Raw genomic sequence first — 24,125 nt, 5'->3', positions numbered from 1 at the left:
TGCTCCGCAATCGGGTTGCGAAGATGCGCCGTTTCTGCCAAGGTTTGGCATTGGATAGCGAGAATTAAGCCAATATTGGAATCAGACGCCATGAAGCTGGATGAGATCGACAAGCGGATCCTGCGCGCCCTGCAGCGCGACGGGCGCATGGCCAACAACGATCTTGCGAGAGAGGTCGGCCTGTCGCCGTCACCCTGTCTGAGGCGCGTAAAATTGCTGGAGGAGGCTGGCGTCATCGACCGCTATGTCGCGGTGCTCAACCCGGCCAAGATCGGTCGCGGTCATACCTTCTTCACTCGCATCTGGCTGAAGCAGCAGGACGAGGACACGATCGAGCATTTCGCCAGGGAGGTGGGCAAGCTGCCCGAGGTGCTGGAATGCTATCTGATGCTGGGCGATTGCGACGCTATGGTGCGGGTTGTGGCGGCGGGCATCGAGGACTATCGCCGCTTCCAGTCGGAGCACTTAAGTCGCATCAAGGGGGTGCAGAACGTCAAGACCGACGTTCCCAGCCAGACGGTCAAGCAGACTTCGGAGATGCCGCTTTAGATCTTCCCTTTTTTCCTTGAGGGAGAAGGTAACCGCGAACCGTCGGGATGCTGCTGGAAGGACCGCCGCGGCAATGAGGCGCCAGTTTCCCAGCGCCTCGTTTCGTCTCTATCGTCTCGGCGCTGCGCGCCTGTCCGCCGTCTCCGGCAAGGGAGAAGGCGAACCCACGCCTAATGTTGGGCGTGGTGCTCCGCGTTGCGTTTGCGCGTCGCCGCCGCCTTCTTGGCGGAAGCAGAACGCTCGGCCGCCGAGCGCGAGCTTGACGCTTTGCCGCCGGCCTTGCCGCCCTTGTGCGCCGCCGGATGGCCGGTGTGCTTGCCGCGGCCCGAGCCGCCCGCCTTCTTGCCGCCGCCATCGTCCTTGTTGACGGTCGCCCAGGCCCGGCGCTCGGCTTCCTTCTCGGAGACGCCGCGCTTTTCGTAGCCCTCGGCGATATGGTCGGCCTTGCGCTCCTGCTTGTCGGTGTATTTCGATTTGTCTCCGCGTGGCATTTTTCTTCTCCTGTTGGGCTGAGAGGAGCCGCCCTACGGCTCCTTCTTCGTTTTGACGGCGTCGCCGAGATCGGACTGCTCGGGGTCCTGGTTGTTCTCGCCGGCCGCGTCGCGATCCTTGTCGGGATCGTCCTTGGCTGGCAGATAACCTCTCGGCCGATTGGCTTTCGGACCTTCCCAACGTGGCCATTGATCGGATGTGCCTGGACGTCCCGTACGGGGTGAGTTGCTCATCGTTGCCTCGCTTTCAGAGAGCCGGTCAGCCCTCGGCCTTCATGGTTCGTGCGATTTCAAGCAGCTTGTCGCGGTCATGCCCGTGCTCGCGGATCAGCTCGCGCGCCTGCTTCGGTGAAAGGTCGGTGTTCTCGGCCAGGAACCGCACGTCCGGATCGTCGCCGCCCTTGGTCGGCAGCCTTGCGTCTTGTGCCGTTCGGCCAGCGCCCGGGCGATGTGGAAGTTTGCTTTTATCCATCGTTTTCTCCTTCCGATAACCAACCCTTGGCGAAAGGACTGGTTCCTTCGCCGAGCTGGCGACCGCGATGAGGCAGGGCGCCTGAAACGGGCTGCGGTCGTGCGGGGCTGGGGCTACGCCTTCTCGTTTTCGTGCCCGCGCTCGGCAGCTTCCTTCTTGCGGCGCAGCACTTCGTCGGTGCCGACGATGTCCTTCGCGCCACCGCTGATGGCGGTGGAGACGACCGCGGGCGGATCGCTCGCCGGGAAACTATCTTCGAGACCGGACTGCAATTGTTCTTCCAGCGTGTCCGGGTTCTCCGAGCGTCCTTGCGTGCGGCGGCCGTCGATCTGTTCCACATCCTGTTTGGCGTCGGGATGCTCGCGCACATTGCGCAGCGTGGACACGACGAGTTCGATCGCGAACTCCTTCATTGCCTCGACGTCTCCCGTGACGACGTCCGCTTCTTCGATGACGCGGATGAGGGACGCCTCGACCTTGTCCATCTCGCTCTTGCCTTGACAGCGCGCCAGCTTCTGGCTCAGGGCGGTGATGAGCAGCGGAGCGAAGGTCGAATAGGCCTGCATACGTGTCTCATCGACACGTTCGGGGTGAAGTGTGCGCACGGACATTGTTGCCTCCGTTCAAACGTCCTGCCGACGGCCGAGCCGCCGGGGTTTCGGAGGAACCAAGGGGAGGGGAAGAAGTTCCAAATTGGATGTTCTGGGCGGCGTCCCGCGAAGGGATCGCGGGACGCCTGCTTAAGCTCAGCGCTGGCCGCCCTTGCGGCCGGCTTCGGATGCACGTTCGCGGTCTTCGGCGAAGTTGCCGCTGCCGCCCCTGTGCTGACCTGAATCCTGCTGACGCATGTTGCGGTCCTCGGCCTGCTGCTGGCCGCGACGCTGATCGTCGCGGTTCTTGTGGCTCTGCTGGCCTGCTTTGACGTGCTGTTGGTGAGTTCCGCCTTGATTAGGCATATCTGCAGCTCCGTTGTGTGGGATTGGTCTTCGGGGTTTGATTCAAGGAGGTTCGACCGCCTTGAGCAATGAGAACCGCTGCCCGCGATCGATGTTCCCCCACGAAATATTTCGTGAATCCTTTTAGCCCGACCATGCCGCGACAGCCTTGTCGTGCGTCGCCGGTCCGCGCGGGCGCCAGGGCCCGGGGCCACGGTCGGTCTCTTTCCTACGACTGAAGTCGGAGTGGCTCGCGCATTGGGCCCTCGACGGCAACCAAAGCGGAGGCTTCGAGTTGGTAGCGGTCGTCGACGAAGTCCCCTTCATCGGCGCCGTTTTGGGTGCCCGCCGTTTCCGCGCAAATGGCGGGCATCCAATACCATCCACAATCATTGGAACCAGGAAGTCGCGCGGCCGGCTTCGAAAGCGAGACGACGTTTTGACCTTTATTTCTGCCAAGCCCAATCTGCGAGAGCCCGAAAGCCTGCCCGCGAACGACAATCGCCTCTCCGTCCTCGCCGACACCTCGATTCTCCAATTCCTCAACGACGACGACGATGTCACCGACATCACCAGGCGCGCCGAGCGCCTTGGCAATGCCGTGGTGATTGTTATGGCGCTTTGCCTGATCGTTGCGCCGGCGATTTACCTCACCCTGGCCTACGGCCTGTAGCCGCAAAAAACTCGCCGAGCCTTGCGGCTGTCTCGGCCGGCGCCTCCTCGGGAAAGAAATGCCCGCCGGGCATCGTCCCGCCGCTGACCCCGCCGCTGACCCCGCCGCTGACGTCGTCGGCCCACTCCCGCCACAGAGCCAGCGGACCGCCCTCTCGCGCGTACCATTCGGCGAGCGCGCCATGTCCGCTCCATAGCGCAAGCATCGGGCAGCCGATGCGCCGGCCGGCTTTGCGGTCCGCCTGGTCGTGCTCACGGTCGAGCGTCGCTGCCGCACGGTATTCCTCGCAGATGGCGTGCGCGTGGGCTGGATCGCGCAAGGCCTCTGCATAAGCCTGCCGGACCTCGGCGGGAAAGGCGGCAGGCGAGGAACCCCAGCCAGCCAGCGCGTTGTCAACGATCGCATCCGCGGCCGCCGTCATGATCGTCTCCGGCAGCGGCTCGGCTTGCGCCAAGAGCGACCAGGGCCAATAGCCCAGCGCCAGCCGGGCGTCGGCCCTGTCCCAGACATCGGCGGTGGGTACGATGTCGAGCACGGCAAGCTTCTCGATGCGGTCCGGGTGGTCCAGCGCCAGGCGATACGCAACGCGCCCACCGCGATCGTGGCCGGCAACCATGAAGCGGGCAAAGCCGAGCTTCGTCATCAGCGCCGCGAGGTCGGCAGCCATGGCGCGCTTGGCGTAGGGCGCATGATCCGGATCGGATGGCGGACAGGAGCTTTTGCCGTAGCCGCGCAAGTCGGCGCAGACGACGCTAAAGCGGTCGATCAGCTTCGGCGCCACGTCGCGCCACATCAGATGCGTTTCGGGGAAGCCGTGCAGCAGGAGCAGCGCCGGGCCGCTGCCGGCAGTCCGGATGAATGTCCGTGCCGCGCCCGTATCGACTTCCGCGCTTTCGAAACCGCCGAACATGCTTTGTACTCCACAGGCGGAACGGCCGCGGGCGGGATGGTTGCTCGGGCCGCGGCTTCTCTCGGCTGGCGCCTTCCGTGGTCAGCTCCAGGCGGATTTGACTGTAAGGGACGCCTCGAATATCTGGCCTCTCTTGTCGGTGCGCATTTTGATGGTGATCTTGAGGTTATCACTGTTCGGCATCTCGTCGCGCGCGACATCCTGCAAGATCCTGAGCGCCTCCTTTCGCGCGTTTTCTGGTGAGGAGAAGAGCTGCCCCTCGCTGTCCATTTGCGTGTGCACGGTGTTGTACAAATCGAAGTAGAAGCGTTCCATACGCGAAAGCATCCGCCGCAACCTGGACGTTCAATCCCTGCGCGCGATCATGGTTCCAAAGGACCGTCTTGGCCGGGGACTGCTTTGCCGGCGGCCGGCGGTGTGGTGGTCCGCTGCAACCCGGCCCGGCTCTACAACGTTAGGCCCTTGCAAAATCACAACGGGCGGCCGCGCATGCTGGAACCCCTTTATCTGAACCTGGGTCAGCACGATGCTCTCTCCGAAAGCGAGAAGGCGTTGCTGGCCAGCGCCACATCGGTGGAGAAGTATTTCGTCGCTGGCGAGGATCTCGTCGCCGAAGGATCAAGGCCGACTTTCAGCACCCTCATCGTCGACGGGATTGCCGCGCGCTACAAGGTGCTGGAGGACGGCGGCCGGCAGTTCACTGCGCTCCATGTTGCCGGCGATTTCGTCGATCTGCACGCTTTTCTCCTGAAGACCATGGACCATGGCATCGTCGCGCTGTCGCCCTGCCATATCATCGCTGCGGAGCACAGCAAGTTGCGGGAAATCACCGAAAAGGCCCCGCATTTGACGAGGCTGCTCTGGTTGGACACGCTGGTGGACGGCGCCATCCACCGGGAATGGATCGTGGCCATGGGACGCCGCTCCAAGACCGCGCATCTGGCGCATCTGATATGCGAACTCTTCGTCAGGCTGCAGGCCGTGAAGAAGACGCGGGTCATGAGCTTCAATCTGCCGCTTTCGCAGGCCGAACTCGCCGATGTGCTCGGTCTCTCCGTCGTCCATATGAATCGGGTCATCGGCACGTTGCGCCGCATGAACGTCATCAACTGGACCAACCACCTGATCGACATCCTCGACTGGAACCGTCTGGTCGCCATTGCGGAATTCGACCCGACCTATCTCAGCATGAGGAACGAGCCAAGGTGAGAACGCGTCAGCGCGGCGGCCCTTGGTCGTCGCCAGACCACAGCGAGTCGAGCATCGAGAGTGCCGCGCTCGGGTCGGCCGTCCTCAGCAGGCCCTGCCGGGCGGCGGCCTGCTTGAAAGCATCGAAGGCGACCGCCGGACGGCAGATGCCCGCCATGGCGTCGTCCACCAGCCGCGCCGCCGCCAAATAGTCGGGCGCTTCCTTGTTCTTCCAGGCTCCGTCCAAGGCCTTCCTTGCGTCGGCGATCGACGAAACCACCATTGAGCCGCCAGTGACGAAGCGGATGGTGAGCGGCAGGAATCTACTCATCCCCGGTCACCATCCTAGCCACTGTTGAGCCCGCCAGGCGAGGCCCGCGAAGGGCGCCGCGGTCACCGCCGCTGCCGCCAGAATGAAAAGATGATTGTTGGTCCGAAAGGGTCTCATCGTTGCCACCACATGTTTTTGGATCGTCATAACGAGGATGCCGCCGACCGGTTGCACGGGCAGGCGCTGAATAAGCGGCAAGCTAATTGCTCGCCGGCCGGCTGGGCGGCTGCGGGCGGTACGGCGGGCGCGGACGCGGCCTGAGCGGCACGCCGGCGCGCAAAGACTGGATCGGCCACGGACGCCGGGCACCCTGGCGCAGAAATGACCTGGACAGTGTGCCGATCAGATCTCGAATTTCCATGGGACTCTCCTCGTAGAGTCCCCCCGAACTGCGAGCGACTAGCACTCCGGCAGCATTCGCGCATTTAACTTTGATGTACGTGCGCCACGCCCTGCCGAGACCGCAGCCTCTACCGAAAGCCAACCTTTTCGGCCGGCATGCGTTGTCTCTCCGATAGCGTTGTCTCTCGAGAAGAGGATGACGAATGCCCCGGTGCCCCACCGCCACCCGGTGGCAAACACGGCGAGCGGGGCCAGAGTCGACGTCGGCCTGCCAAGGCGAACGGCTCTCCCCGATCGTCGGCGGTTGCCGAATCCATAAGGAGGATCCAATGAAGAAAGCACTTCTTGGCTTCGCCATTGTCCTGATGTCGGGCCAAATGTCGGGAACGACTGCCGCGGCCCAGACCCAGCTGGAGAATCCGCAGATCGAGGATTGCCAGGTCAAACCGGACGCCAGCGCGACCCCTAATCAGACCGGCGAGCAGCCGAAAGCGCAGGCCCCGAAAGCGCAGGCCAATGATCAGTCCAACAACCTGACCGCCAGCCTGGCGCCTTGCGACGGTGTGCTGAAGCCTCCGCCCACGGGCGACAAGAACGCTACCGCTCCGCCGGCCGACACCAGCCAGATGCCGGTGATCAAGCCGGGCGAGGTCCCGCCGCAGCCGTCGAAGTAGAACGCATGATCGGTCTGGCGGGAAACTTTTCCCGCGCGGGCGAGTTACTGACTGTGCAGTTCCCGGATACCCGAACTGCTTCCCACAATTGCCGCCCCGGTTCTCCCATCCGGGGCGGTTTTTTGCCGGCGTCGGGCCCGGCACGGCCTGCCTCGGTGCCTTATCTTCTCGGCTCCGAAGCACGGAACCATCGGGCCCGCGCCGAATTGTCCTCAGCGGGCCGCGTCAGCCGGACCTGGTGGTAAAGAGAACAGGGTTTGGTTTCTCCGGCTTCACACCCTGGCCAACGAAAAGGCAGACGAGCTCTTGTCCCACCCGGCCCGCCCAACTCGGGCGTGGGCGCATGGCAAACAGCACAGATTTCAGCAAGAGCCCTGAGCCGCGCAAAGGCATGCCGAGCCCGCGCCTCGGCGAAAGCGAATTCAAGGCACGCTATCTGAAACAATTCTACGATCCGGCCTTTCAGCCGGAGGCGGATGCCATTGGCAGGCTGGCCGAGATCGCCTGGCAGGCCTACAGCGAAGAACGCAAGGCACCGATCACCAGAAAGGCGGGACAGGGCTTCCACGATCCGGACTATGATCTCTCCGTCGACTGGTTCGCCGCGCACGAAGCGGTCGAAGCGGCACAGCGCCGCTACGAGGACAAGACCGCGCCGTCCCGCATCCTGCTCATAAACGGCTCCTCGCGCAGCGAGCACACCTGCCCGGGCGAAATGTCGAAAAGCTTCCGTCTTGTCGAGTTGGCGCGCAGCGCCATTGCAGCAAGACCGGGCTTTGCGATCGAGGTTCTCGACCTCGCGCGGCTCGCCTCCGAATACGGCCGCAGGATCTTTCCCTGCAAGGCGTGCTTCTCGACCGCGGCCGCGCTCTGCCACTGGCCATGCTCCTGCTACCCCAATCATTCGCTCGGGCAGGTCAATGACTGGATGAACGACATCTACCCGCTCTGGGTCGAGGCGCATGGCGTCATGATCGTCACGCCGGTCAACTGGTACCATTCCTCCTCGCCGGTGAAGCTGATGATGGACCGGCTGGTCTGCGCCGACGGCGGCAATCCCGATCCTTCGCTGACGCAGGGCAAGGATGCCGCGCTCGCCAAGAAGGTCGAGCTTGCCGGCTGGGACTATCCGCGCCATCTCGCCGGCCGGCTGTTCTCCGTCATCGTGCATGGCGACACCGAAGGTGCCGGAAGGGTGCGTCACAGCCTCGCCGACTGGCTGCGCTCGATGAAGCTCGATCCGGTGGGCGAGGCTGCCGAGCTCGACCGCTACATTGGCTACTGGAAGCCCTATGCGACGAGCCATGACGAGCTCGACGCCGACCATGCCGTGCAGACGGAAGTCCGCAATGCCGCGCTGGCGCTCGCCGAAGCCGTCGAGAAGCGTCGCGCGGGTTCGTTCCAGACCATCGGAGCCGGGCTCGAGGATCCGCGCCCCAAATAGCCGACGAGGAGAAGCAGCCGACGGGAAGGAAGATGCAGCGCTGGTTCCAGGAAGCCTGGGTTGTGCTGAAAGAGAGCATCACCGGCTATGTCAACGACAATGCGCTGAGCCATGGCGCTGCGATGGCCTTCTACGCCACGACCTCGCTGGCGCCGATCCTTCTGATCGTGGTAGCGATCGCGGGCATCGTCATCGGCAACGACGCCGCGCAGCTCGCGCTTTCGGCTGAGTTCGCGGGGGTGATGGGCCCGCAGAGCGCCGAACTGCTCACGGCGGTGATCGAGACCGCCGCGCATCGCGGGTCCAGCACGCTGGCCACCCTCATCGGGCTGATCACGCTGCTTGTCACCGCCTCCGGCGTCTTCGGAGAGATGCAGCAGTCGTTGAACGAGATATGGAAGGTCAAGCCCAGCGGCGTTTCGCTTTCGCGCCTGGTGCGGGCGAGGGCGGCAAGCCTCGGGCTGGTGGCAGCTCTTGGCTTCATGCTTCTGGTGTCGCTCGCCGCAAGCACGGCGATCTCGGCGCTGAGCGAGGTCATCAACCAGCACCTGCCGTTCGGCGAGCTGATCGTGAGCGCGATCAACACGATCGTCTCCTTCGTGCTGATCGCGCTGCTCTTCGCGGCGATCTACAAGGTCCTGCCGGACCGCAGGCTCAAATGGCGCGACGTCGGCGTCGGTTCCATCGTCACCGCGCTGCTCTTCACCATCGGCAAGTCGCTGATCGGCTGGTACATCGGCACCAGCGCCATCGGCACTTCGTATGGCGCTGCCGGCGCGCTGATGGTCGTGCTGGTCTGGGTTTACTACTCGGCACAGATTTTCCTCTTCGGTGCCGAGATCACCCGCGCCTATTCGGTGCGGAGCGGCAGCCGGCAGGATCTCGCGCCGGTGGTGGCGGCCAGCGACGAAACGGCAAGGTCAGGCAGGTCACCGCAACCGGGCGTGCCGGACGGCGAGGTCGTCAGATGGATCGTCCTCAGCAGCCTGATCACGGTGCTGGTCTCGGAGATCCGGCGCTGGCGGCAGGGGTGAGGATGCTGGCCGCCGGTTCGAGAGTTGGCCGTTCTCTGCCTGTCGCTCCTGCTGACGCTTTTCGACTTCGTAGGAAAGCCAGCGGCAGAACATCCCGATGATCGAGGTGGCGGCGCCGCCAAACAGGCAGGCAATCAGCAACGGATTTTGCGAAACGTGCTCCCAACTGACGATCGCCAGCAGCATCACGCTTACCGTTGAGATCGAATAGCCTATGCCCTTGAGCAGATGCAGCGACGATATGGTCATCCCGGCCCGCCTTTCAGGTGCAACAATCAGCGGCAACCGAAGTTCCATGCACCAGTGCCAGGCGCTTGGCAGCGGTTTCGCCGCTGTGTGCGAGCCGTTGAAACCTTGTCCAGCCGAATGCGTTGCCTCACGTATCAATTGCGGGAGGAAGTCGTCACGATGCCAAAGACAGGGCCAGGTTGGGAGCAGGCCTATCAACCGCTCGAATTCGCCCAAAAGCACGGCCTGACCCTGAGGCAGGCTGAGATCGTCATCCAGACCAATGGACCGTCCAAATACAAATGCGATCTGGCGGCTCCGATTTTTCTCAAAGCGCTGAAGCAGCTCGCAAAGAATCGCGGGACGCCTGGCCGGCAGGCAGCATCAGTGTCGGCTTTTGAGGAACCGGGCTTCGCGCAGCAGCGAAGGCCAGTCGGTTCCGATTAGCTTGATCAACTCGCGGGCATCGTTTTCCGAAATGTCCGCGTCCTTTGCCAACCGGTGGGCGAGCATTTGAACATCGGCCTCCGTTTGCTGCACCTGCTTTCCATCATTTCCAACCATGGCGCGCCTCCTCTCAGACAAGAACTTTCGAGGTGGCCGTATGTTTCATTTTGGCGGCAAGAGGCAGGCCGCTGGCGAACCTAAGGTTCGCGCAGGCTTGCGCTACTTGCGTTTGGCCTTGAGCTTTTCACTCAATTCGACCGGATCGCGGCAGCCGTTCTCAAACAAAATCAGCGCGTGCCTTGCCGCATGAAGCCGCTCCTCACTGTCCGACGGTATGCGAAATGTGCGGCAGTAGTCGTCGAGAGCGGCTGCGAGGATGACCAAATCCTCGGGGTCGAGGAAACCCGGAAAAACCATAGCTCTCCCTCCCGATGACAGGTGAAAGTGAAAGCGTGGTCCGCGCTTACAAACGCTGGCCTGGGTTTGGGAGTTGCGGATAAGCGCTGGCGGCGGGGTCACATGTTGTGTCACCCTGCCATCAAGCGGAACTTTCTCGCGTCACGGACGGAGCGGTTTGGAACCCCGGGCTTTGCCACCGAGCACAGCACTGTGCGCTTCTGGCCGAAGTCCGCTGCGGGTTCGAGAAAGATGGTATCCGATCGCCCGAGGCGATGGCGCCTAGCGCTTCCGCTTTGCGGCGGCGGCAGGCTTAGGCCCCAGGGTCACGAGCGCCTCGCGCATTATCCGCAGGGCTTCATCGGGGGTAAGGCCGCATTTGCGGGCAAAATAAATCGCTTCGGAAGCCTCCGATCGCGAGGCTGCGGCGATAACGGACAAGGCCGGTCTCGATTTCTTCTTGGCCATCGTTCACCGTGCCACGAATCGCTTAGTCAACTAATATAACGTCCCTGTTCTGAAATCAAAATTCCGGCTTTCGACGCCGCAGCCCCGATCGGGGCTGCGGGCTCATTTCATCCGGCGGCGGATCTTACCAGCCCTGGCGACTCGCCCAGTCGTCGATGTCGCGGCGGATGCGATCCTTCTCGATGCCGTAGCGCTCTTGGATCTTGCCTTCGAGCTGCTCGCGGTTGCCGGCGATGCGGTCGAGGTCGTCATCGGTGAGCTTGCCCCACTGTTCCTTCACCTTGCCCTTGACCTGCTTCCAGTTACCTTCGACGCGGTTCCAATCCATGGTGCAGACCTCCTTTGTGTTTGCGTAAATGCTAACGACTGCGCGGGCCGCGGGTTCCTGTTTTTCGGCCGGGACACGAGGGAACATTTGAACGCTGCTCATGTTCTGCCGCAGTATGGCGCGCCGTCCCCTGCAAGGCGTGCCGGTGGACCGGGTCGGGACCCAATCCTGCCCGTCTCGTTGTCCCGTTGGGGCGGGCTTCCAATAGATCGAGGAGATCATGCTTTACCAGGCAGCGAAGATCGCCGAAGAGGCCCATCGCGGCCAGAAAGACAAGACCGGCCGTCCCTTTATCGAACATCTGAGACGCGTCGCCGATGCGGTCGAAACGCTTGACGAGAAAACCGTCGCCTACCTGCACGACGTGGTCGAGAAAGGCGAGGGGTGGACGCTCGATCGGCTCGAGGCCGAGGGCTTCGGCTTTCCGGTCGTCGCCGCCGTCGACGCGCTGACGAAAAGAATGGACGAAAGCGAGCACGACTTTGTCTGCCGTGCGGCGTCCAACGAGCTTGCGCTGCCTGTCAAGCAGGCGGACCTCAAGGACAATCTCTGGCAGGCGCACCAGGCGGGCATCGACCCCGAGAAGTACGAGAACGGACTGCGCCTGCTCGACGAGTTGACCAGCGAGTGACTGGAATTGCTCTAGCCCTTGTCGCTCACCTGCAGCAGATCCGCCGACTCGGGTGAAAGGAGCGAGCGTTCTCGCAACGCCTTTTCCAGGTCGTTGCGGCTGTCAGCCGGGCAGGCGTCGGGCAGGTCGAGCGCCGTCAGCGCCTCTTCGTCGAATTCGATGGCCCCGCCATAGAGCTGAGCCACCTGCATCACCAGACTCTCGATATCCTCGCGGGCAATGTTCTCAGCGAGATTCATCAGCCTGATTTCTTCCGACAATTGGATAATGTTGACGATGCCGTTTTCCCGCAAAGCCCGCTGGACCTTGTGGTGAGCGTCGTTGCGCAACCGGTCGGAAAATCCTCGTAACATCGGAAAAACCTCCTTTCGCGGCGGTTCATCCCTCTGCCGGCCATAATGCGCCGACGTCGCTCGGTTGGCAACTAAAAAATGGAAAAGCCGTAAAAAAATCAATAAGTTAGCATAGACCGGCAAATGCGGTGTAGCCATATCGTTAGCACCGCCAGCGTCCCCCGCCTTTGTTGTCTCGCATGACCTTGACGTCTTTTGAGCCGAATCCTACTTTTACTAGCAGTGAGTGACATACTCATTCGTGTCATGACCTGCGGGAGGCTAGGGTGGTTGAATTGGAGCGGCCGCAAAGGCTGCAGATCATGTTGACGGAAGAGGAACTGGCGGCAGTCGAGAACTGGCGGTTCGAGAAACGCATGCCGAGCCGCTCGGCCGCCGTGCGCGAGCTTCTGCGAAGGGGCCTCGCATCCGAAGGTTTCCTGACAGCCGAGACCGGCATGAAGTCGCAGGATTTCGGCGTGCTGGATCCAGCAAAGGGGAATGGCGAAAATCCTGACCCCTCCAAGGCTTAGCCGCTTGCTATGAGATTCGGCCGCGCTAACTAATGCCCATGGTGACATCCGGGGGCAGGGAATTTGAAGATGCCAGCGCCAATGCGCGTCTGGCCGCCATTGTCGATTCTTCGTTCGATGCCATCATCGGCAAGGATCTGAACAGCACCATCACCGACTGGAACCGCGCGGCAGAACGCATGTTCGGCTACAGCGCGGAGGAAGCCATCGGCCAATCGATGCTGCTCCTTATCCCGGAGCATATGCACGACGAGGAGACCGACATTATCAGCCGCATCCGCCGGGGCGAGGGCGTGGCAAATCTCGACACGATGCGAAAGCGCAAGGACGGCTCGCTCGTTGCCGTTTCGGTAACGGTGTCGCCGATCAGGAGCCTTGCGGGCGAGATCGTCGGCGCCTCCACGATCGCGCGCGACATCACCGCCGCCAGGGAAAATGAGCGCCGCATCCGGCTCCTGATGCGCGAGGTCAACCACCGTGTGAAGAACCAGTTCGCGGTGATCCTGTCGATGGTCAGGGAAACCAACAAGCGTTCTGCCAGCCCCAGCGAGTTCGAGGAGATGATCCGAGCCCGGATCATGGCGCTGTCGCGCTCGCACGATCTGCTGGTCACCTCGGAATGGGCAGGCGCCAGTCTCTTCGACCTCATCCAGGAACATCTGAAACCGTTTGGTCATGAGGAGCGCATCTCGCTTTCCGGCCCGCTTTTGACGCTGCAGTCGAATGCCGTGCAGAATCTCGGCATGGCCTTCCACGAGCTTGGCACCAACTCGTCGAAATATGGCGCGTTGGCGGGCGAGGGCGGGCATGTCGAGATCACCTGGACGGTCGAGACCGGCCCGAAGGCGCAGCGCCGCTTTCAGCTTGTCTGGCAGGAGAGGTCGAATGGCCATGCCAATGGCGAGCCAGACGAGACGGCGCGCAAGGGTTTTGGCACCGTGGTGCTGCAGCGGGTGGCGCCGCAATCGCTCAGCGGCTCCTCCAGTCTCGAGCGCTCGTCCGGTGCGTTGAAATGGTCGCTGACGGCACCGCTCGAGGCCATTGTCATGCCACAGCTGGGCGCTGAGAGCGGAAGCGACTTTTACGGATGACAGTCCGTTCCCCACCTCGAAGGGCTTTCCCGTAAAAGGGACGGCCCGGCCCGATCCAGCGGGAGCTTGTGCGGGCCGCCACGGCGCGCAATACGGCTGCCGCGGAAGGTTCCCTTGTCGCTCCGTAAAAATGTATTACATCATGTAACATAGCGTGCGCATTGCACGCGATTGCAGTTGCTTTGGTCTGGCTTCATCGATGGAGGTTGTCATGGCAAGCAAACTGATGGAAGAAAGGAAGAGCAAGGACTGGGTTATCCTGGTCCTCGCGATCTGCCTGTTCATCTCACCCTGGGTCATCGGATTCACCGCGGCAATGATGCCCGCGTGGAACGCCTGGATTGTTGGCGTCCTGCTCGGTGCGCTGGCGCTCGCGACGCTTTCGGTGTTCGCCGAATGGGAGGAATGGGTAAATCTCGTGCTCGGGCTCTGGCTGATCGTGTCGCCCTGGCTGCTGGGCTTCGCGGCGGACAGGAACGTGATGCTCACGCACGTCATCCTTGGCGTGCTCGTGGTCGCGGCATCTGCCTGGGCCGTCTGGGACGTCCGTCATCCCCACGCGCATGCGTGAGCGGTGATTAAGGGAGCCCGCCGCGCAAGCGGCGAGCTCCTTTGAAAAGACAATTCCAGGAAAAGCGTGCAGCCGGTTTTCCGACCGGAACTGCATGGAAGACCAATCGGGGCACGGGGCTGAGCAACGGTTGCGACCTCACGCAATTGCTGCAACCGGAAACCTTTTCGTGCATTCTTGGGAATGGCACCGATGCTCCATCCCGATCAGCCTGCCAAATGCTGCTCCTATTGCGGCGGCCGCGATCACGAGTTCGAGGCGTGCCCGAAGCGCAAGGCCGACGCCGAGAAGGAAAAGCCGCTGCGGCAGCCCGAGCCGGCCGGCCTGCTTCAGGCTGACCTGAGCACCGCCAACCTGCCAGGGCAATCTAGCGAGCCTGGCGCTTTAGTTTCGCGGCCTTGCGCAGATCGTCGTTCATCCGCGTCTGCCAGCCGGGACCTTGGGCGCGGTAAGCGCTGACCACATCGGGGTCGAGCTTCAGCGAAACGGCCACTTTCTTGACTTCGGCGCGCGGGCGGCCCGGCTTGCGGCGCGGCAATGTTTCCGCAGGCTGCGCATCCGGATCGGCCAACGCCGCCGCCCTGATCGCCGCATCTTCCTGTTCGGACATGCGCGAAAGCGCGGCCCGGGCGATGCCGAGGGCTTCCTCGCGGGTGCGCCTCGGCGGGATTGCTTCCCGGTGCACGGGCGCGGAGCGGGAACGACTAGAGGTTTTCGACATAACTCTCGATCTCCTTCTTCGTGGCCCGTCGCAGCGAAATCACCCGGATCGTTTCGCCGCGCTCGACATAGACCATCACACAGACTGACAGGCCGATGATCCCGGTGGCGACCAGGCGTTCCTCGCCATAGTCCGTGCTGTCGTCGATGGCGACGACCGCGTTGGCGAATCGAATTCCGGAGCGAGCTCGAAATCGATGCCGTGCTTGGCCTTATTGATCTTAGCCTTTGCGGCATCCCATTCGAAACGCATCGCCCCCGCCCGTCTCGACAATTAAGGTATATACCGAAATTACCTTTGATTGCAAATATTCTTGTAATCATTCCCTTAGCGCATGCGCCGCTGCATCGGCGAACGAGATGTCGCCCTTGATCTCGCGCATCGCCATCGAGGTGACGGTGCGGCGCACGCCGGGCAGCCGGCTGAGCTCCTCGCGCAGCATCCTGTCCAGCGCCCGCATGTCCACGGTGACGATCTGCAACAGATAGTCGGCCTCGCCGGTCGTGGCATAGCAACGGCGGATCAGCGGGTGCTTCCTCACCGCCGCCTCGAAGGCGTCCGACACCTCGAAGTCGATCGACACCTGGATGAAGGCCTCGATGTCGAAGCCGATCGCGGCCGGATCGATGCGGGTGGAATAGCTGCGGATGATGCCCTGATTCTCGAGCGCCTTCACCCGTTTCCAGCACGGCGTCTTGCTCAGTCCCACCTCTTCGGCCAACTCGCCGAAGGAGATGCGCGCGTCGCGCTCGAGTGCTGACACTATCTTGCGGTCAAGTGCATCAAGCATGATCGTTCTCCAATGTCGCGGCAATGGACGGTAATCGTACTCCAATTTACGCCGTTTGGATAACAGAAAGGAACAATGTTCAAGCCGGAAGCGCTATCCTTGGCTGCCTGCCGAACATGCCCGCGCGAGGAGGATGAACCATGGACAAGTCGGACTATCACGCCCGCATCGAGGCGCCCGAAATGCGCGACTACGGCGTCTATCTCAAATGCGACCAGCTGCTCGCCTGCCAGAAGCCGCTCTCGCAAATGGTCAATGCCGACGAGCTGCAGTTCCAGATCGTGCACCAGGTCGAGGAATTGTGGATGAAGCTCATCGCCTACACGCTGGTCGACGTGCTCGACTATCTGGAGAGGCAAGACACGCACCGCATCATCACGCTGATGGGCCGCGTGCACCGGCTGGTGCGCATGATGACGGCGCAGCTCGATCTGCTGGAGACGATGTCGCCCAAGGAGTACCAGCAGATCCGCCTCGAGCTCGGTAATGGCAGCGGCCAGGAATCGCCAGGCTTCAAGCTTATCCTGCGCCTGCCGCCGGACCTCTGGCGAGCCTTCAAGCATTCCTATCTCGACGGCCGCGGGCTTTCCGTCGAGGACGTCTACGACGCTCACTACGACCATGGCGATGCTTATGTCGTGGCCGAGGCGTTGATCGAGTTCGACGAGCTGTTCCAGAAATTCCGCGCCAACCACCTCTATCTCATCCACCGCTCGATCGGTCTTGGCGCCAAGTCGCTGAAGGGTCGCCCGGTGGAGATCCTGGAAGGCGGCGCCCGCCACCGCTTCTTCCCCGAGCTCTGGGACATACGCTGCGACATGACCGACCGCTGGGGTGCGGCCTACGGCACCGTGCGCGACTCGATCAGCCACCCGCCGCACGCGAAGGCGGGCTGAGCTTTTCTCGCCCCGCGCGAACAGGGGAGAGGTGGCGCGGCGTAGCCGCGAGGGAGAGCGCCCTCGTTGAGCGCCGAGCTTGGCTGTGGGCTCGCCGTCTGGCGGTTCGTCCCGGCGTCGCCGGCGCCTCACCGGCTGCTGCGCGGCGACTCTCCGCGGCCTGCAGTGGGGGTGAGGAAACAAGTGAAGCAAAAATTCCAGCCCCCTGTCGGAATCATTGCCCTTCCTCCGTCCTTGGGGCATCAACAGCTTCGAACCGGAGGGACAACGTGGAAACGCAATCGGCCTGGCAGACCGCCGCCATTCTCATCGCTCGCCTGATCTTCGCCGCCGTCTTCGCGATGGCAGTGACCTTCAAGTTCATGGATATGGGCGCCACCGCTGGCTACATCGCCGCCGCCGGGTTTCCGTTCCCGCTGTTTCTCGCCTGGTGCGCGGCGATCCTGGAGGTGCTTTTGGTGATCGCCTTCCTCACCGGCGCCTTCTTCACGCCGGCGGCGCTGGTCGCGGCAGTTTATGTGATCTTCCTCGGCTTTTCATTCCACGGCCCGTCGCACTGGACCGGCAACCAGGCCGAGTTCGGCTTCTTCGTCGATCATTTCACTTTCCTCGCCGGCCTTTTCTTCGCCGCCGTGCATGGGCCGGGCAAGTTGCTCGCCGTCCGACAGGGTTGGCCGGGCCGGGCGTGAGGCGCCGCCACTTCACATCTGATCGTTATAGGGTTCCTTCATCTGCCCGACCATGCGCGCCAGCTTGGAGAAGGAAGGCATGTCCGCTTCCGGCTGGCATTGGTTGGCGAGCTCGAGCAGGCGGATCGGGAAGTTGATCGCATCGCGGTTCGACGCCGAAATCGCCTCGGACCGGTCCTCGCCTGTCTCGACGGCCTCGGCCTTGCGCAGCGCGATGTCGATCTCCTCGACCGTCAGCACCCCCTTGCGCACCAGAGTATGGTTGATTGCCGCGACGGCCATCAGCAGGCCCTCGAGTTGCAGATTGGCGACGTTCATGGCGCTTCCTCCCATTGACCTCGCTTGAAAACGCATGAGCGGCGTTTCCGATCCGGGACCGCCTTAGGCCTCCATCAGGCGCACGCCGTATTCGGCCCAGAGCTGCTTGATCTCGCGGGCGCCCAGCGGCGGGGTCGAGCGATCTCCATAGGAGATGGCCACGGCGCTCAGATCATATTGGCCGTCTGCCTCGGCGATGAAGCGGATGGCTTCGCCAAGCGGGCGCGAATGGAAGACCGGATCCGCCTGGCCTCGGCCAAGACTGCGAACGCCTGAAATACCTGCTGGCGCATGCCGCATCCGAAAGACCGATGCCATGGCGGATTTGTCCATGCCCGCTCTCCGCGATTCCCCTTGGGGAATGATTCCATAAGGTCCGGCTAATGACCAGCCCAACCGGGCACACCAACGACAACCGGGCACACCAACCCGCCGCTATGGAAAGGCCGGGCTCTGGGCCCGGCCTCCTTCAGCGGCCTGCGCTGCGGCGGCCGTGGGGGCGCGATTGCTCTATCGGGTCCAGGGGCGGGCCCAGTCGTGGGCTGTGTCCGAGTTGCGCGCCATCGCCATGCCGATCAGCAAGCCGACCAGGCCGCCAAGAACCATGGCGGTGGAAACGGTGCCGGGATTCTGCTGCACGGTTTCGGAAACGCTCTGGGCCTGGCTTCGCAACTGCCTTGCCGCGCGTGAGGCGCGATCGCTCGCGCCGCCGTAGAATTCAGAAGCTCGGTCGGCCGCGCCGCTGTAGAGGCCGGAGGCCCGGTCGGCCGCGCTCTGGTACCACCCTTGCGTCGCACTGGCGGCTTCCTCGGCCTGATCGGCAAGCGCGCGGTTGAGCCGGCTCACCTCGCGCTTCAATTCGGCGATCTGCTTCCTCATCGCCGCTTCCGAAGCGGCTGAAGATCTGGCGCTGGTGCGCGAAGCGCTGCCGCTGCGGGCAGCGCTGCTGCGGCTCGGATTGCTTCGCTCTGTGCCGCCGCCCTGGGACGTCGAGCTGCCGTTGCGCGCGGCTGCTGCGTTCGTGTCCTTACCCTGGTTGGTTTCATCGTCTGCCATGGGTCTCTCCTTGCTGAACTCTGCAACGGCTCACGCCCGACCTTGCAACGGCTCACGTCCGCCATGGTTCCCTTCCAAGCAAAGGGCCGTGGAGCGGAACTCCACGGCCCTCGCGCGACGAAACTGCCGCGTCTCGTTACTACTTGCCGCAATGATTATCGTTGACCGACGGCGATGCCGTGCCAGGCGACGTGTGAGTTGCATCCGGCTGGGCGCCCTGCGGCGTCGCGGGGCAATTCCGATCGGCGTTCGAATTCATGCCGTCCGTGGTGATGCTGCCCGTCGTGCCTGTATCGGGCGCCATCTGATCAGGCGGCGGATTGGCAGGCGTGGTGGGGTCCACCGTGATGCTCTGGCCGCTGCCCGCCGTGTCGGCGGTACCGCCCGTTGCATTCTGAGCCATCGCAGCCGTAGCCAGACCGATGGTCAGAGCCGATGCCGCAAGAATCTTGATGAGCATGATCTTCTCCTTCTTGTGCGAGATCGTTTCTCTGTTCGGGAGTCTGTCGCGTCGCGACTAAGGGTGGAACCCCTCGGCCCGGAGGTGGTTCCGAGAAAAAATTTCTGGAACTTCCACAATTTATCGGTGCGCGAGCGAAAGTCGCTTTCCCGGCAAGGCTGCAGACAAGCAGCTAGGACAATTTACCTAAGAGCCTTGTCAGGTGAGGGCAGCTCTGCTATGATTTTATCCATGGTGCTGATTTGCGCCAACGACCCGCCAGCCGGCGGGTTTTTTTGTGGCTCCTCACCTTGGGGGCTTCGCCAGTTGGCGAGGCGACGGGACAGCATCCTCCTGTGGCGTGCCAGCCATATCCCCCGCAAGAAGGGGATCGATGGTCCCCCTTGCGGGCGAGATATCCGTCAGGACAGGCGGGGCGGGAACTCGACCTTTTAGTTGAATCCAATCTGCGGAAGCTCTGCATGCCACGCTATGCCACCATCATCACCGGCGACGACGACGCCGAAATCGTCAGCGCCATCGGCGAGTTCGCATCGTTCGGCGAGCCGCCCCGCACAAGCCGCGTCGAGGCAGTCGCGCCGGGTGTGCGCATCGGCATGGTGCGCGGCGGTCCGGTCGACGCGATCGCCGGCTTCGGCTTTCCGCGCCAGGGTCTCGATCCGTCGGCCATGAGAGCCGCCGCGGCGAAGCTGAAACGAACGGAGCCGTTTTCCGGACAGGTCGATCAGCCCTCCGCGCCGAAGGCCGCCCGCGCCAAGCCGCGCAAGAAGCCGGCGCGCAAGCCCGCCAGGGCGCGTGCGGTTCGTTCCGCCGGAACGTCGGCGGCCGCTGCAGCCGCCAATGGCTGACGGCGCAGGCAAGGCGCGGCGCGCCGGCGCCCGAACCGCTGGAGCGAAGGCTGAGCCGGCCGCCGCGCCGATCGCCGGGCGCTCGAAAAAGACGCTGGGCCACGATTTCGCCGCGGCGCTGCGCGCTGATTTCCGCGCCCATGGCGCCGGCGTCATCGCCGCGGTCAGGGCGGAAAAGCCCGACCAGTATCTGAAGGTCGTGCTGACGATGCTGCCCAAAGAGTTCTCGCAGGGTCTCGATGCGAACCAAAACAGTCTGGACCAATTGAGCGATGAGGAGATCCGCAGCCGCATCCGCGGCCTCGAAGCGAGGCTGCGGCCGTTCCTCGATGATAACGACCTATCTGGCGCTGCTCGAGGAGCTGGACCAACGCCGTCAACGTAACCTTCTTGCTGCCTACAGGCCGTACCAAAGGCAGGCCGAGTTCCACGCGGCGGGGGCGAAAAACCGCGAGCGCCTGTTCATGGCCGGTAACCAGCTCGGCAAGACTAGGGCAGGGGGCGCCGAATGGGCCATGCACCTCACCGGCCGCTATCCGGACTGGTGGATGGGCAAGGTGTTCGACACGCCCGTCCGGCTTTGGGCCGCCGGCGTCACCGGCGAGGGCACGCGCGACAATCCGCAGCGTGTGCTGGTCGGCCCGCCGCAGCGACAGGCGGAATGGGGCACCGGAATGATCCCGGCCGACGCCATTGCCGAGACGACGATGGGCCGCGGCGCGCCCGGAGCGCTGGACAGCGTCGTCGTGCGCTGGGGCGGTGGCGGTGATGTGCAGGCGGGCGAAAGCGTGCTCTCCTTCAAGTCCTACGAAAAAGGCCGCGAGAAATGGCAGGGCGAGACGCTGCACGGTGTCTGGTTCGACGAGGAGCCGCCGCTGGACATTTATTCCGAGGGTCTGACCCGCACCAATGCGACGGGCGGAATAACCATCGTGACTTTCACACCGCTGCTCGGGATGTCGGATGTGGTGCTGCGATTTTTGTCGGCGGAGGCGGTTCAGGGCTTGGGTTCCGCGCCCCCGCAAGGCGGGGTGGCCGCGAAGCGGCCGGAGAGGGGGTCTTCGTAGGGCGACAAGCTTACGAGTAGCTTTCCGCTCTTGCATCGACAGCCGGCGCTGCCCCCGCTCCGTCGCAGCTTCCGCCGCGCCACCTCTCCCCCACGTTCGTGGGGCGAGGAATTGGAGCCAAAAAATACGGATGAAATCCGATCAGGGATATTTGCTGCCCGCAAGCTGCCTAGCGCGAGCCTTAGGGTCGGTCGCTTTCCGGGTTAGCGGTTGGCACCATATCCTTTCGTCACGAGTAATTGGATTGTACCAGACATTGCATACTTTGTTCGGTGTGTCCGGGATACAAACTTTGCGTTGGAACCCCCTGAACTCGTGCATCCCGCAGGTCTGCTTGCTCGTGTCATAGGGCACGTTCGACTGGCAGGCTGAGGCGCTCGCGGCAATGGCCACGACGATTGCAATGCGGATCATGTATCTCCCCCGTTTCATCAGGAACTTCGCATTGATGAACAGTATTATCAACGACAATAGTTGGTTGGGGCAGATAACTACGGCGAGCTAATATGTCCCGACACGTGACCTTCATGACCATCGAAGATGCCGGGCACTATTCGCCCGAGCAGCGCGCGGAAATTATCGCCGCCTTTCGGACATCTTGTTCGAGGTGCTGGTGCGGCGCTTCAGGCCCGCACCAGAAGAATGAGCGGCGCGGAATGGGAGCCGTGCCGATCGATCCCGAGCATTGGCGACATCGGCCGGCAAGAATTCTGCCAATCGCGATGAACCAATTCGCGTGGCCATGCGACGCATCGGTGCAAATGAACACCCGTGTATCCACGGAGATTTTCGATGATTGCAATCCTTCGCAATGCACTTCTCGCCGCCCTGGCCGTATCCACCCTGGGTGGATCCGCGATGGCCGGCCAGCAGATCTACGAATGCGACAACACGCCGACCAACAAGCTCTGGGCTGGCCGCTGCTGCGGCGTCGGCGACGCCAATTGCCTCGGTGGTGAAAGCCATGGCCATGACCGGGGGAATCCCGGCCGGGGCAACAATGGCGGAGGCGACAACGGCAGGGGCGATAAAGGGCCCAAGTGAAGCTGGCGCTCAGCCCGAGGCTCGCCGGTTTGCCCGACCGGCGAGCAATCGGCAGATTCGGCGCCGTGGCTCGTTTTCCCCCGTCCACCTTTCCCGGCGCCTTTTTCCAGCCGCTTGAGCCGCTGGAAGAAGCGGGCCACAATCCCCACTTATGGAGAAATCCAAAGGAGGTTTGACATGGCTTCTTCCGAACGCGCGGTCCTTGCCGGCGGCTGCTTCTGGGGCATGCAGGATCTGATCCGCCGCTTGCCCGGCGTGATCTCCACCCGTGTCGGCTACAGCGGCGGCGACGTGCCGAACGCAACCTACCGCAATCACGGCACCCATGCCGAGGCGATCGAGATCGTCTTCGATCCGACCAAGACCAGTTTCCGCACGCTGCTCGAGTTCTTCTTCCAGATCCACGATCCGACGACCCGGAACCGTCAGGGCAACGATGTCGGCATGAGCTACCGCTCGGCGATCTTCTATACCAGCGACGAGCAGAAGCGGGTGGCCGAAGACACCATCGCCGATGTCGACGCCTCGGGTCTCTGGCCGGGCAAGGTCGTCACCGAGCTCGCTCCGGCCGGTGCCTTCTGGCAGGCCGAGCCGGAACATCAGGATTATCTGGAGCGCTATCCCAACGGCTACACCTGCCATTTCGTCCGGCCGGGCTGGAAGCTTCCCGTCCGCGAAAAGGCCGCCGCATCATAAAAATAGGGCTGCGCAGCCCTTCAATCAGGATCCCGCCCGCCGTGCCGAAAGGCATGGCGGGCTTTCTTGCGTTCCGGGCGCAAGCCCGCACCTCGCCGGCATGCTCCGGCTGGAACAGTGGCCTTAGCCCTTGGCCCGGCGGTTCTCGTTTTCATGGCCGATCCAATGGGCTCGGATGCGGTCGCTGGCTTCAAGGTAAGCCATGTCGATGAGATAGGTCAGAAGCTTTTCGCCGTCGGCCTCAGCCTTCTGGCGAAGCTCGCGCAAGATCCCCTGCGCAAACTGCAGGTTTTCCATTTTGCTCGGCTGGTCCATCGGTGCCCCCAATGTCTGCGTGGAAGTTTGGCTGACTATACTTGTACGAATGTTGTCGGCTCGCTCGCGGCCAGGCTGCGCCCGGTTGCACCTGCGCTCGATCAATGAAGCTGTTGCACATCGCGCGAAAATGTCGATATTTTACGCCCCCAATCGGATGGCGACTATGCATGAAGACGAGGGCAGCACTCCCGACAAGCTGCAAGCCATGCTTGACGTGATTGCCAGGAGCGAGCCCGCGAGCGGGAGCGGACAGGCCGATCTCGGCAGGCTGCAGGCCGATGCCGCCAAGGCCGCCAACGTGCTGATCGAATTCTACGGCGACGCTGCCCTCGAGCGAGCCAAGCTTATCGAGCGCCGCTCGCCCCACTCGCATTTCGCGCGCATGGTGACGGCCGAGATCGGCAGGCGCGGCAGGCTTCCGCCCAGAAGCTAGCCCGGAACCCGGCCGAGAAACTAACAAAGATCGCCTCAGGACGATTTGCGCCTCCTCGATCTCTCGCCAAGCCTTTGCAGGATCTCTTCCTGGATGTTGTCCAGCAGGTAGGAAAGCATGTCGTCCCCGATCGACTGCGCGATTTCCCTGGCCTGCTCGACATGGTCGTGGATTTCGCGCAGCGAGTGATCCTCGCCTGCGGCATCCTGCGTCAGGTCGATGAACCAGCCCGGATAGAGCGCTGCCTCGCCGATGTCATCGACATAGCACTGGCCGACGGCAAGGATCTTGCGCAGCCCCATCTTTTCCGAGCGGACCTTGTAGACCTCGCGGAAACCTGACCTGCGCTCGATCGCCTTTCGGATCGCCAGCCGAACCCGCGGCTGATCGTCCCGCTCGATGCTTTGCATGCACCGCTCCAGCGGCGCGCCGTGCGAGAACTCCTCGAGCGTCAGGTCGAAATAAGCGGACAGATTCGCGTCCCCATAGACGCGGTCGCGCTTGATGTCCCAGGTCCAAAACCCGTCGATCGGTGGATACCGCAGATGCAGGTTGCGGCTGCCTTGAGGCGCCAGTGTCATCAAAACCGCCCCGTTCGGTTTCAGGATTCGCAGTACTATGTCTTAAAATCAAAAAGAAACAAAGGTAAGTTTTTGTACAAGGCAGGAAAATGATTGGGCCTGCCCCTTGCTTGCATAGCTTCGCCGCATAGTTGGCATCA

At 62.9% G+C, this 24,125-nt stretch carries 39 protein-coding genes; 18 read left to right on the top strand and 21 right to left on the bottom strand.

Annotated features, from left to right (window positions below):
* Positions 1-90 precede the first annotated feature (90 nt).
* Positions 91-549 (top strand): Lrp/AsnC family transcriptional regulator, encoded by a 459-nt coding sequence (locus P9230_RS19060; protein ID WP_095801368.1) that lies wholly within the window; start codon positions 91-93, stop codon positions 547-549.
* 170 nt (positions 550-719) lie between these two features.
* Here the strand turns inward: P9230_RS19060 and P9230_RS19055 are convergent, their stop codons facing one another.
* The 5 genes from P9230_RS19055 to P9230_RS32435 all read right to left on the bottom strand — a co-directional run bounded on the left by P9230_RS19055 (position 720) and on the right by P9230_RS32435 (position 2,468).
* Positions 720-1,040 (bottom strand): plasmid stabilization protein, encoded by a 321-nt coding sequence (locus P9230_RS19055; RefSeq protein WP_095801367.1) that lies wholly within the window; start codon positions 1,038-1,040, stop codon positions 720-722.
* A 33-nt stretch (positions 1,041-1,073) separates the two neighbouring features.
* The gene (locus P9230_RS19050; RefSeq protein ID WP_278120414.1) at positions 1,074-1,274 is read right to left on the bottom strand and encodes a hypothetical protein; all 201 of its coding nucleotides are present in this window, start codon (positions 1,272-1,274) and stop codon (positions 1,074-1,076) included.
* A 25-nt stretch (positions 1,275-1,299) separates the two neighbouring features.
* Entirely contained in the window at positions 1,300-1,512 is a 213-nt protein-coding gene (locus P9230_RS19045) for a hypothetical protein (protein ID WP_066998409.1), read from the bottom strand.
* A 113-nt stretch (positions 1,513-1,625) separates the two neighbouring features.
* Entirely contained in the window at positions 1,626-2,078 is a 453-nt protein-coding gene (locus P9230_RS19040; protein WP_245430647.1) for a hypothetical protein, read from the bottom strand.
* 180 nt (positions 2,079-2,258) lie between these two features.
* Complete coding sequence (locus tag P9230_RS32435; protein WP_066998404.1) at positions 2,259-2,468, bottom strand: KGG domain-containing protein; 210 nt, start codon at positions 2,466-2,468, stop codon at positions 2,259-2,261.
* A gap of 418 nt (positions 2,469-2,886) precedes the next feature.
* Here P9230_RS32435 and P9230_RS19030 point away from each other — a divergent pair, with 418 nt between their 5' ends.
* Positions 2,887-3,120: a hypothetical protein gene (locus P9230_RS19030; protein WP_095824505.1), complete on the top strand. Its 234-nt coding sequence runs from the start codon at positions 2,887-2,889 to the stop codon at positions 3,118-3,120.
* Here the strand turns inward: P9230_RS19030 and P9230_RS19025 are convergent.
* Together P9230_RS19025 and P9230_RS19020 are read right to left on the bottom strand one after the other, a co-directional pair.
* Positions 3,098-4,030, bottom strand: coding sequence for an alpha/beta hydrolase (locus tag P9230_RS19025; protein WP_278120411.1), 933 nt, complete (start codon positions 4,028-4,030; stop codon positions 3,098-3,100). The genes P9230_RS19030 and P9230_RS19025 overlap by 23 nt on opposite strands.
* Before the next feature lie 81 nt (positions 4,031-4,111).
* Positions 4,112-4,345 (bottom strand): hypothetical protein, encoded by a 234-nt coding sequence (locus P9230_RS19020; protein ID WP_095784272.1) that lies wholly within the window; start codon positions 4,343-4,345, stop codon positions 4,112-4,114.
* Positions 4,346-4,519: 174 nt separating this feature from the next.
* Here P9230_RS19020 and P9230_RS19015 point away from each other — a divergent pair, with 174 nt between their 5' ends.
* A complete protein-coding gene (locus P9230_RS19015; RefSeq protein ID WP_066998395.1) occupies positions 4,520-5,239 on the top strand; it encodes a Crp/Fnr family transcriptional regulator in 720 nt (239 codons plus the stop codon).
* 7 nt (positions 5,240-5,246) lie between these two features.
* Here P9230_RS19015 and P9230_RS19010 read toward each other — a convergent pair whose 3' ends face one another.
* Positions 5,247-5,549: a DUF982 domain-containing protein gene (locus P9230_RS19010; protein ID WP_095824503.1), complete on the bottom strand. Its 303-nt coding sequence runs from the start codon at positions 5,547-5,549 to the stop codon at positions 5,247-5,249.
* A 671-nt stretch (positions 5,550-6,220) separates the two neighbouring features.
* Here P9230_RS19010 and P9230_RS19005 point away from each other — a divergent pair.
* From P9230_RS19005 to P9230_RS18995, 3 genes are all read left to right on the top strand, one after another.
* On the top strand, positions 6,221-6,565 hold the full coding sequence (locus P9230_RS19005; protein WP_067322626.1) for a hypothetical protein: 345 nt from the start codon (positions 6,221-6,223) through the stop codon (positions 6,563-6,565).
* A 343-nt stretch (positions 6,566-6,908) separates the two neighbouring features.
* Positions 6,909-8,009 (top strand): flavodoxin family protein, encoded by a 1,101-nt coding sequence (locus P9230_RS19000; protein ID WP_278120408.1) that lies wholly within the window; start codon positions 6,909-6,911, stop codon positions 8,007-8,009.
* A 32-nt stretch (positions 8,010-8,041) separates the two neighbouring features.
* Entirely contained in the window at positions 8,042-9,043 is a 1,002-nt protein-coding gene (locus P9230_RS18995; protein ID WP_127325436.1) for a YihY/virulence factor BrkB family protein, read from the top strand.
* Here P9230_RS18995 and P9230_RS18990 read toward each other — a convergent pair.
* The 4 genes from P9230_RS18990 to P9230_RS18975 form a co-directional block, all read right to left on the bottom strand.
* On the bottom strand, positions 8,939-9,340 hold the full coding sequence (locus P9230_RS18990) for a hypothetical protein (RefSeq protein WP_127325437.1): 402 nt from the start codon (positions 9,338-9,340) through the stop codon (positions 8,939-8,941). The genes P9230_RS18995 and P9230_RS18990 overlap by 105 nt on opposite strands.
* A gap of 315 nt (positions 9,341-9,655) precedes the next feature.
* Complete coding sequence (locus P9230_RS18985) at positions 9,656-9,835, bottom strand: hypothetical protein (RefSeq protein ID WP_082953924.1); 180 nt, start codon at positions 9,833-9,835, stop codon at positions 9,656-9,658.
* 102 nt (positions 9,836-9,937) lie between these two features.
* Positions 9,938-10,135, bottom strand: coding sequence for a hypothetical protein (locus P9230_RS18980; protein WP_067325226.1), 198 nt, complete (start codon positions 10,133-10,135; stop codon positions 9,938-9,940).
* A 571-nt stretch (positions 10,136-10,706) separates the two neighbouring features.
* Positions 10,707-10,910, bottom strand: coding sequence for a CsbD family protein (locus P9230_RS18975; protein ID WP_066999415.1), 204 nt, complete (start codon positions 10,908-10,910; stop codon positions 10,707-10,709).
* A gap of 220 nt (positions 10,911-11,130) precedes the next feature.
* Here P9230_RS18975 and P9230_RS18970 point away from each other — a divergent pair, with 220 nt between their 5' ends.
* Positions 11,131-11,541 carry an HD domain-containing protein gene (locus P9230_RS18970; protein WP_067325217.1) on the top strand — a complete coding sequence of 137 codons (411 nt, stop codon included), beginning with the start codon at positions 11,131-11,133 and terminating at the stop codon, positions 11,539-11,541.
* 11 nt (positions 11,542-11,552) lie between these two features.
* On the opposite strand, the gene P9230_RS18965 is transcribed toward P9230_RS18970, so the two are convergent.
* On the bottom strand, positions 11,553-12,032 hold the full coding sequence (locus P9230_RS18965) for a hypothetical protein (protein ID WP_127325439.1): 480 nt from the start codon (positions 12,030-12,032) through the stop codon (positions 11,553-11,555).
* A 128-nt stretch (positions 12,033-12,160) separates the two neighbouring features.
* On the opposite strand from P9230_RS18965, the gene P9230_RS18960 reads away from it, so the two are divergent.
* The 3 genes from P9230_RS18960 to P9230_RS18950 all read left to right on the top strand — a co-directional run bounded on the left by P9230_RS18960 (position 12,161) and on the right by P9230_RS18950 (position 14,068).
* Positions 12,161-12,406 carry a hypothetical protein gene (locus tag P9230_RS18960; RefSeq protein WP_067325210.1) on the top strand — a complete coding sequence of 82 codons (246 nt, stop codon included), beginning with the start codon at positions 12,161-12,163 and terminating at the stop codon, positions 12,404-12,406.
* Between the two features lie 32 nt (positions 12,407-12,438).
* A complete protein-coding gene (locus P9230_RS18955) occupies positions 12,439-13,497 on the top strand; it encodes a PAS domain S-box protein (RefSeq protein ID WP_245460751.1) in 1,059 nt (352 codons plus the stop codon).
* A 211-nt stretch (positions 13,498-13,708) separates the two neighbouring features.
* The gene (locus P9230_RS18950; protein ID WP_066999436.1) at positions 13,709-14,068 is read left to right on the top strand and encodes an SPW repeat protein; all 360 of its coding nucleotides are present in this window, start codon (positions 13,709-13,711) and stop codon (positions 14,066-14,068) included.
* Between the two features lie 367 nt (positions 14,069-14,435).
* Here P9230_RS18950 and P9230_RS18945 read toward each other — a convergent pair whose 3' ends face one another.
* Together P9230_RS18945 and P9230_RS18940 are read right to left on the bottom strand one after the other, a co-directional pair.
* The gene (locus P9230_RS18945) at positions 14,436-14,789 is read right to left on the bottom strand and encodes a BrnA antitoxin family protein (protein WP_245457070.1); all 354 of its coding nucleotides are present in this window, start codon (positions 14,787-14,789) and stop codon (positions 14,436-14,438) included.
* A gap of 319 nt (positions 14,790-15,108) precedes the next feature.
* Positions 15,109-15,579, bottom strand: coding sequence for an Lrp/AsnC family transcriptional regulator (locus P9230_RS18940; protein WP_095824496.1), 471 nt, complete (start codon positions 15,577-15,579; stop codon positions 15,109-15,111).
* A 140-nt stretch (positions 15,580-15,719) separates the two neighbouring features.
* Between P9230_RS18940 and P9230_RS18935 the strand changes: the two genes are divergently transcribed.
* Both P9230_RS18935 and P9230_RS18930 read left to right on the top strand, forming a co-directional pair.
* Positions 15,720-16,475 carry a tryptophan 2,3-dioxygenase family protein gene (locus P9230_RS18935; protein WP_067325194.1) on the top strand — a complete coding sequence of 252 codons (756 nt, stop codon included), beginning with the start codon at positions 15,720-15,722 and terminating at the stop codon, positions 16,473-16,475.
* 269 nt (positions 16,476-16,744) lie between these two features.
* Positions 16,745-17,164 (top strand): DoxX family protein, encoded by a 420-nt coding sequence (locus tag P9230_RS18930; RefSeq protein ID WP_067325191.1) that lies wholly within the window; start codon positions 16,745-16,747, stop codon positions 17,162-17,164.
* Positions 17,165-17,176: 12 nt separating this feature from the next.
* On the opposite strand, the gene P9230_RS18925 is transcribed toward P9230_RS18930, so the two are convergent.
* The 4 genes from P9230_RS18925 to P9230_RS18910 all read right to left on the bottom strand — a co-directional run bounded on the left by P9230_RS18925 (position 17,177) and on the right by P9230_RS18910 (position 18,998).
* Positions 17,177-17,482, bottom strand: a complete 306-nt coding sequence (locus P9230_RS18925) for a hypothetical protein (RefSeq protein WP_066999393.1) — start codon at positions 17,480-17,482, stop codon at positions 17,177-17,179.
* A 63-nt stretch (positions 17,483-17,545) separates the two neighbouring features.
* Positions 17,546-17,815 (bottom strand): hypothetical protein, encoded by a 270-nt coding sequence (locus P9230_RS18920; protein ID WP_095778279.1) that lies wholly within the window; start codon positions 17,813-17,815, stop codon positions 17,546-17,548.
* A gap of 177 nt (positions 17,816-17,992) precedes the next feature.
* Positions 17,993-18,538, bottom strand: a complete 546-nt coding sequence (locus tag P9230_RS18915; RefSeq protein ID WP_278120401.1) for a hypothetical protein — start codon at positions 18,536-18,538, stop codon at positions 17,993-17,995.
* A 139-nt stretch (positions 18,539-18,677) separates the two neighbouring features.
* Complete coding sequence (locus tag P9230_RS18910) at positions 18,678-18,998, bottom strand: hypothetical protein (RefSeq protein WP_066999384.1); 321 nt, start codon at positions 18,996-18,998, stop codon at positions 18,678-18,680.
* A 461-nt stretch (positions 18,999-19,459) separates the two neighbouring features.
* Here P9230_RS18910 and P9230_RS18905 point away from each other — a divergent pair, with 461 nt between their 5' ends.
* From P9230_RS18905 to msrA, 5 genes are all read left to right on the top strand, one after another.
* Positions 19,460-19,846 carry a hypothetical protein gene (locus P9230_RS18905; RefSeq protein ID WP_278120399.1) on the top strand — a complete coding sequence of 129 codons (387 nt, stop codon included), beginning with the start codon at positions 19,460-19,462 and terminating at the stop codon, positions 19,844-19,846.
* A complete protein-coding gene (locus P9230_RS18900) occupies positions 19,839-20,231 on the top strand; it encodes a hypothetical protein (RefSeq protein WP_278120397.1) in 393 nt (130 codons plus the stop codon). The genes P9230_RS18905 and P9230_RS18900 overlap by 8 nt, the downstream gene beginning before the upstream one ends.
* Positions 20,176-20,913, top strand: coding sequence for a terminase family protein (locus tag P9230_RS18895; RefSeq protein ID WP_278120395.1), 738 nt, complete (start codon positions 20,176-20,178; stop codon positions 20,911-20,913). Before P9230_RS18900 ends, P9230_RS18895 begins: the two co-directional genes overlap by 56 nt.
* A 792-nt stretch (positions 20,914-21,705) precedes the next feature.
* Entirely contained in the window at positions 21,706-21,957 is a 252-nt protein-coding gene (locus tag P9230_RS18890; RefSeq protein ID WP_095824463.1) for a hypothetical protein, read from the top strand.
* A 177-nt stretch (positions 21,958-22,134) separates the two neighbouring features.
* On the top strand, positions 22,135-22,653 hold the full coding sequence (msrA, locus tag P9230_RS18885) for a peptide-methionine (S)-S-oxide reductase MsrA (RefSeq protein WP_067325167.1): 519 nt from the start codon (positions 22,135-22,137) through the stop codon (positions 22,651-22,653).
* A 123-nt stretch (positions 22,654-22,776) separates the two neighbouring features.
* Here the strand turns inward: msrA and P9230_RS18880 are convergent, their stop codons facing one another.
* Positions 22,777-22,968 carry a hypothetical protein gene (locus tag P9230_RS18880; RefSeq protein WP_067325165.1) on the bottom strand — a complete coding sequence of 64 codons (192 nt, stop codon included), beginning with the start codon at positions 22,966-22,968 and terminating at the stop codon, positions 22,777-22,779.
* Positions 22,969-23,134: 166 nt separating this feature from the next.
* On the opposite strand from P9230_RS18880, the gene P9230_RS18875 reads away from it, so the two are divergent.
* Complete coding sequence (locus P9230_RS18875) at positions 23,135-23,404, top strand: hypothetical protein (RefSeq protein ID WP_127241096.1); 270 nt, start codon at positions 23,135-23,137, stop codon at positions 23,402-23,404.
* Between the two features lie 35 nt (positions 23,405-23,439).
* Here the strand turns inward: P9230_RS18875 and P9230_RS18870 are convergent, their stop codons facing one another.
* Complete coding sequence (locus P9230_RS18870; RefSeq protein ID WP_127241095.1) at positions 23,440-23,985, bottom strand: hypothetical protein; 546 nt, start codon at positions 23,983-23,985, stop codon at positions 23,440-23,442.
* Between the last annotated feature and the right edge of the window lie 140 nt (positions 23,986-24,125).

The organism is Mesorhizobium sp. WSM4887, assembly GCF_029625865.1.
Classification (GTDB): domain Bacteria; phylum Pseudomonadota; class Alphaproteobacteria; order Rhizobiales; family Rhizobiaceae; genus Mesorhizobium.
The sequence above is the reverse complement of the archived record's forward strand: the minus strand, read 5'-3'. Positions and strand labels throughout refer to the sequence as shown.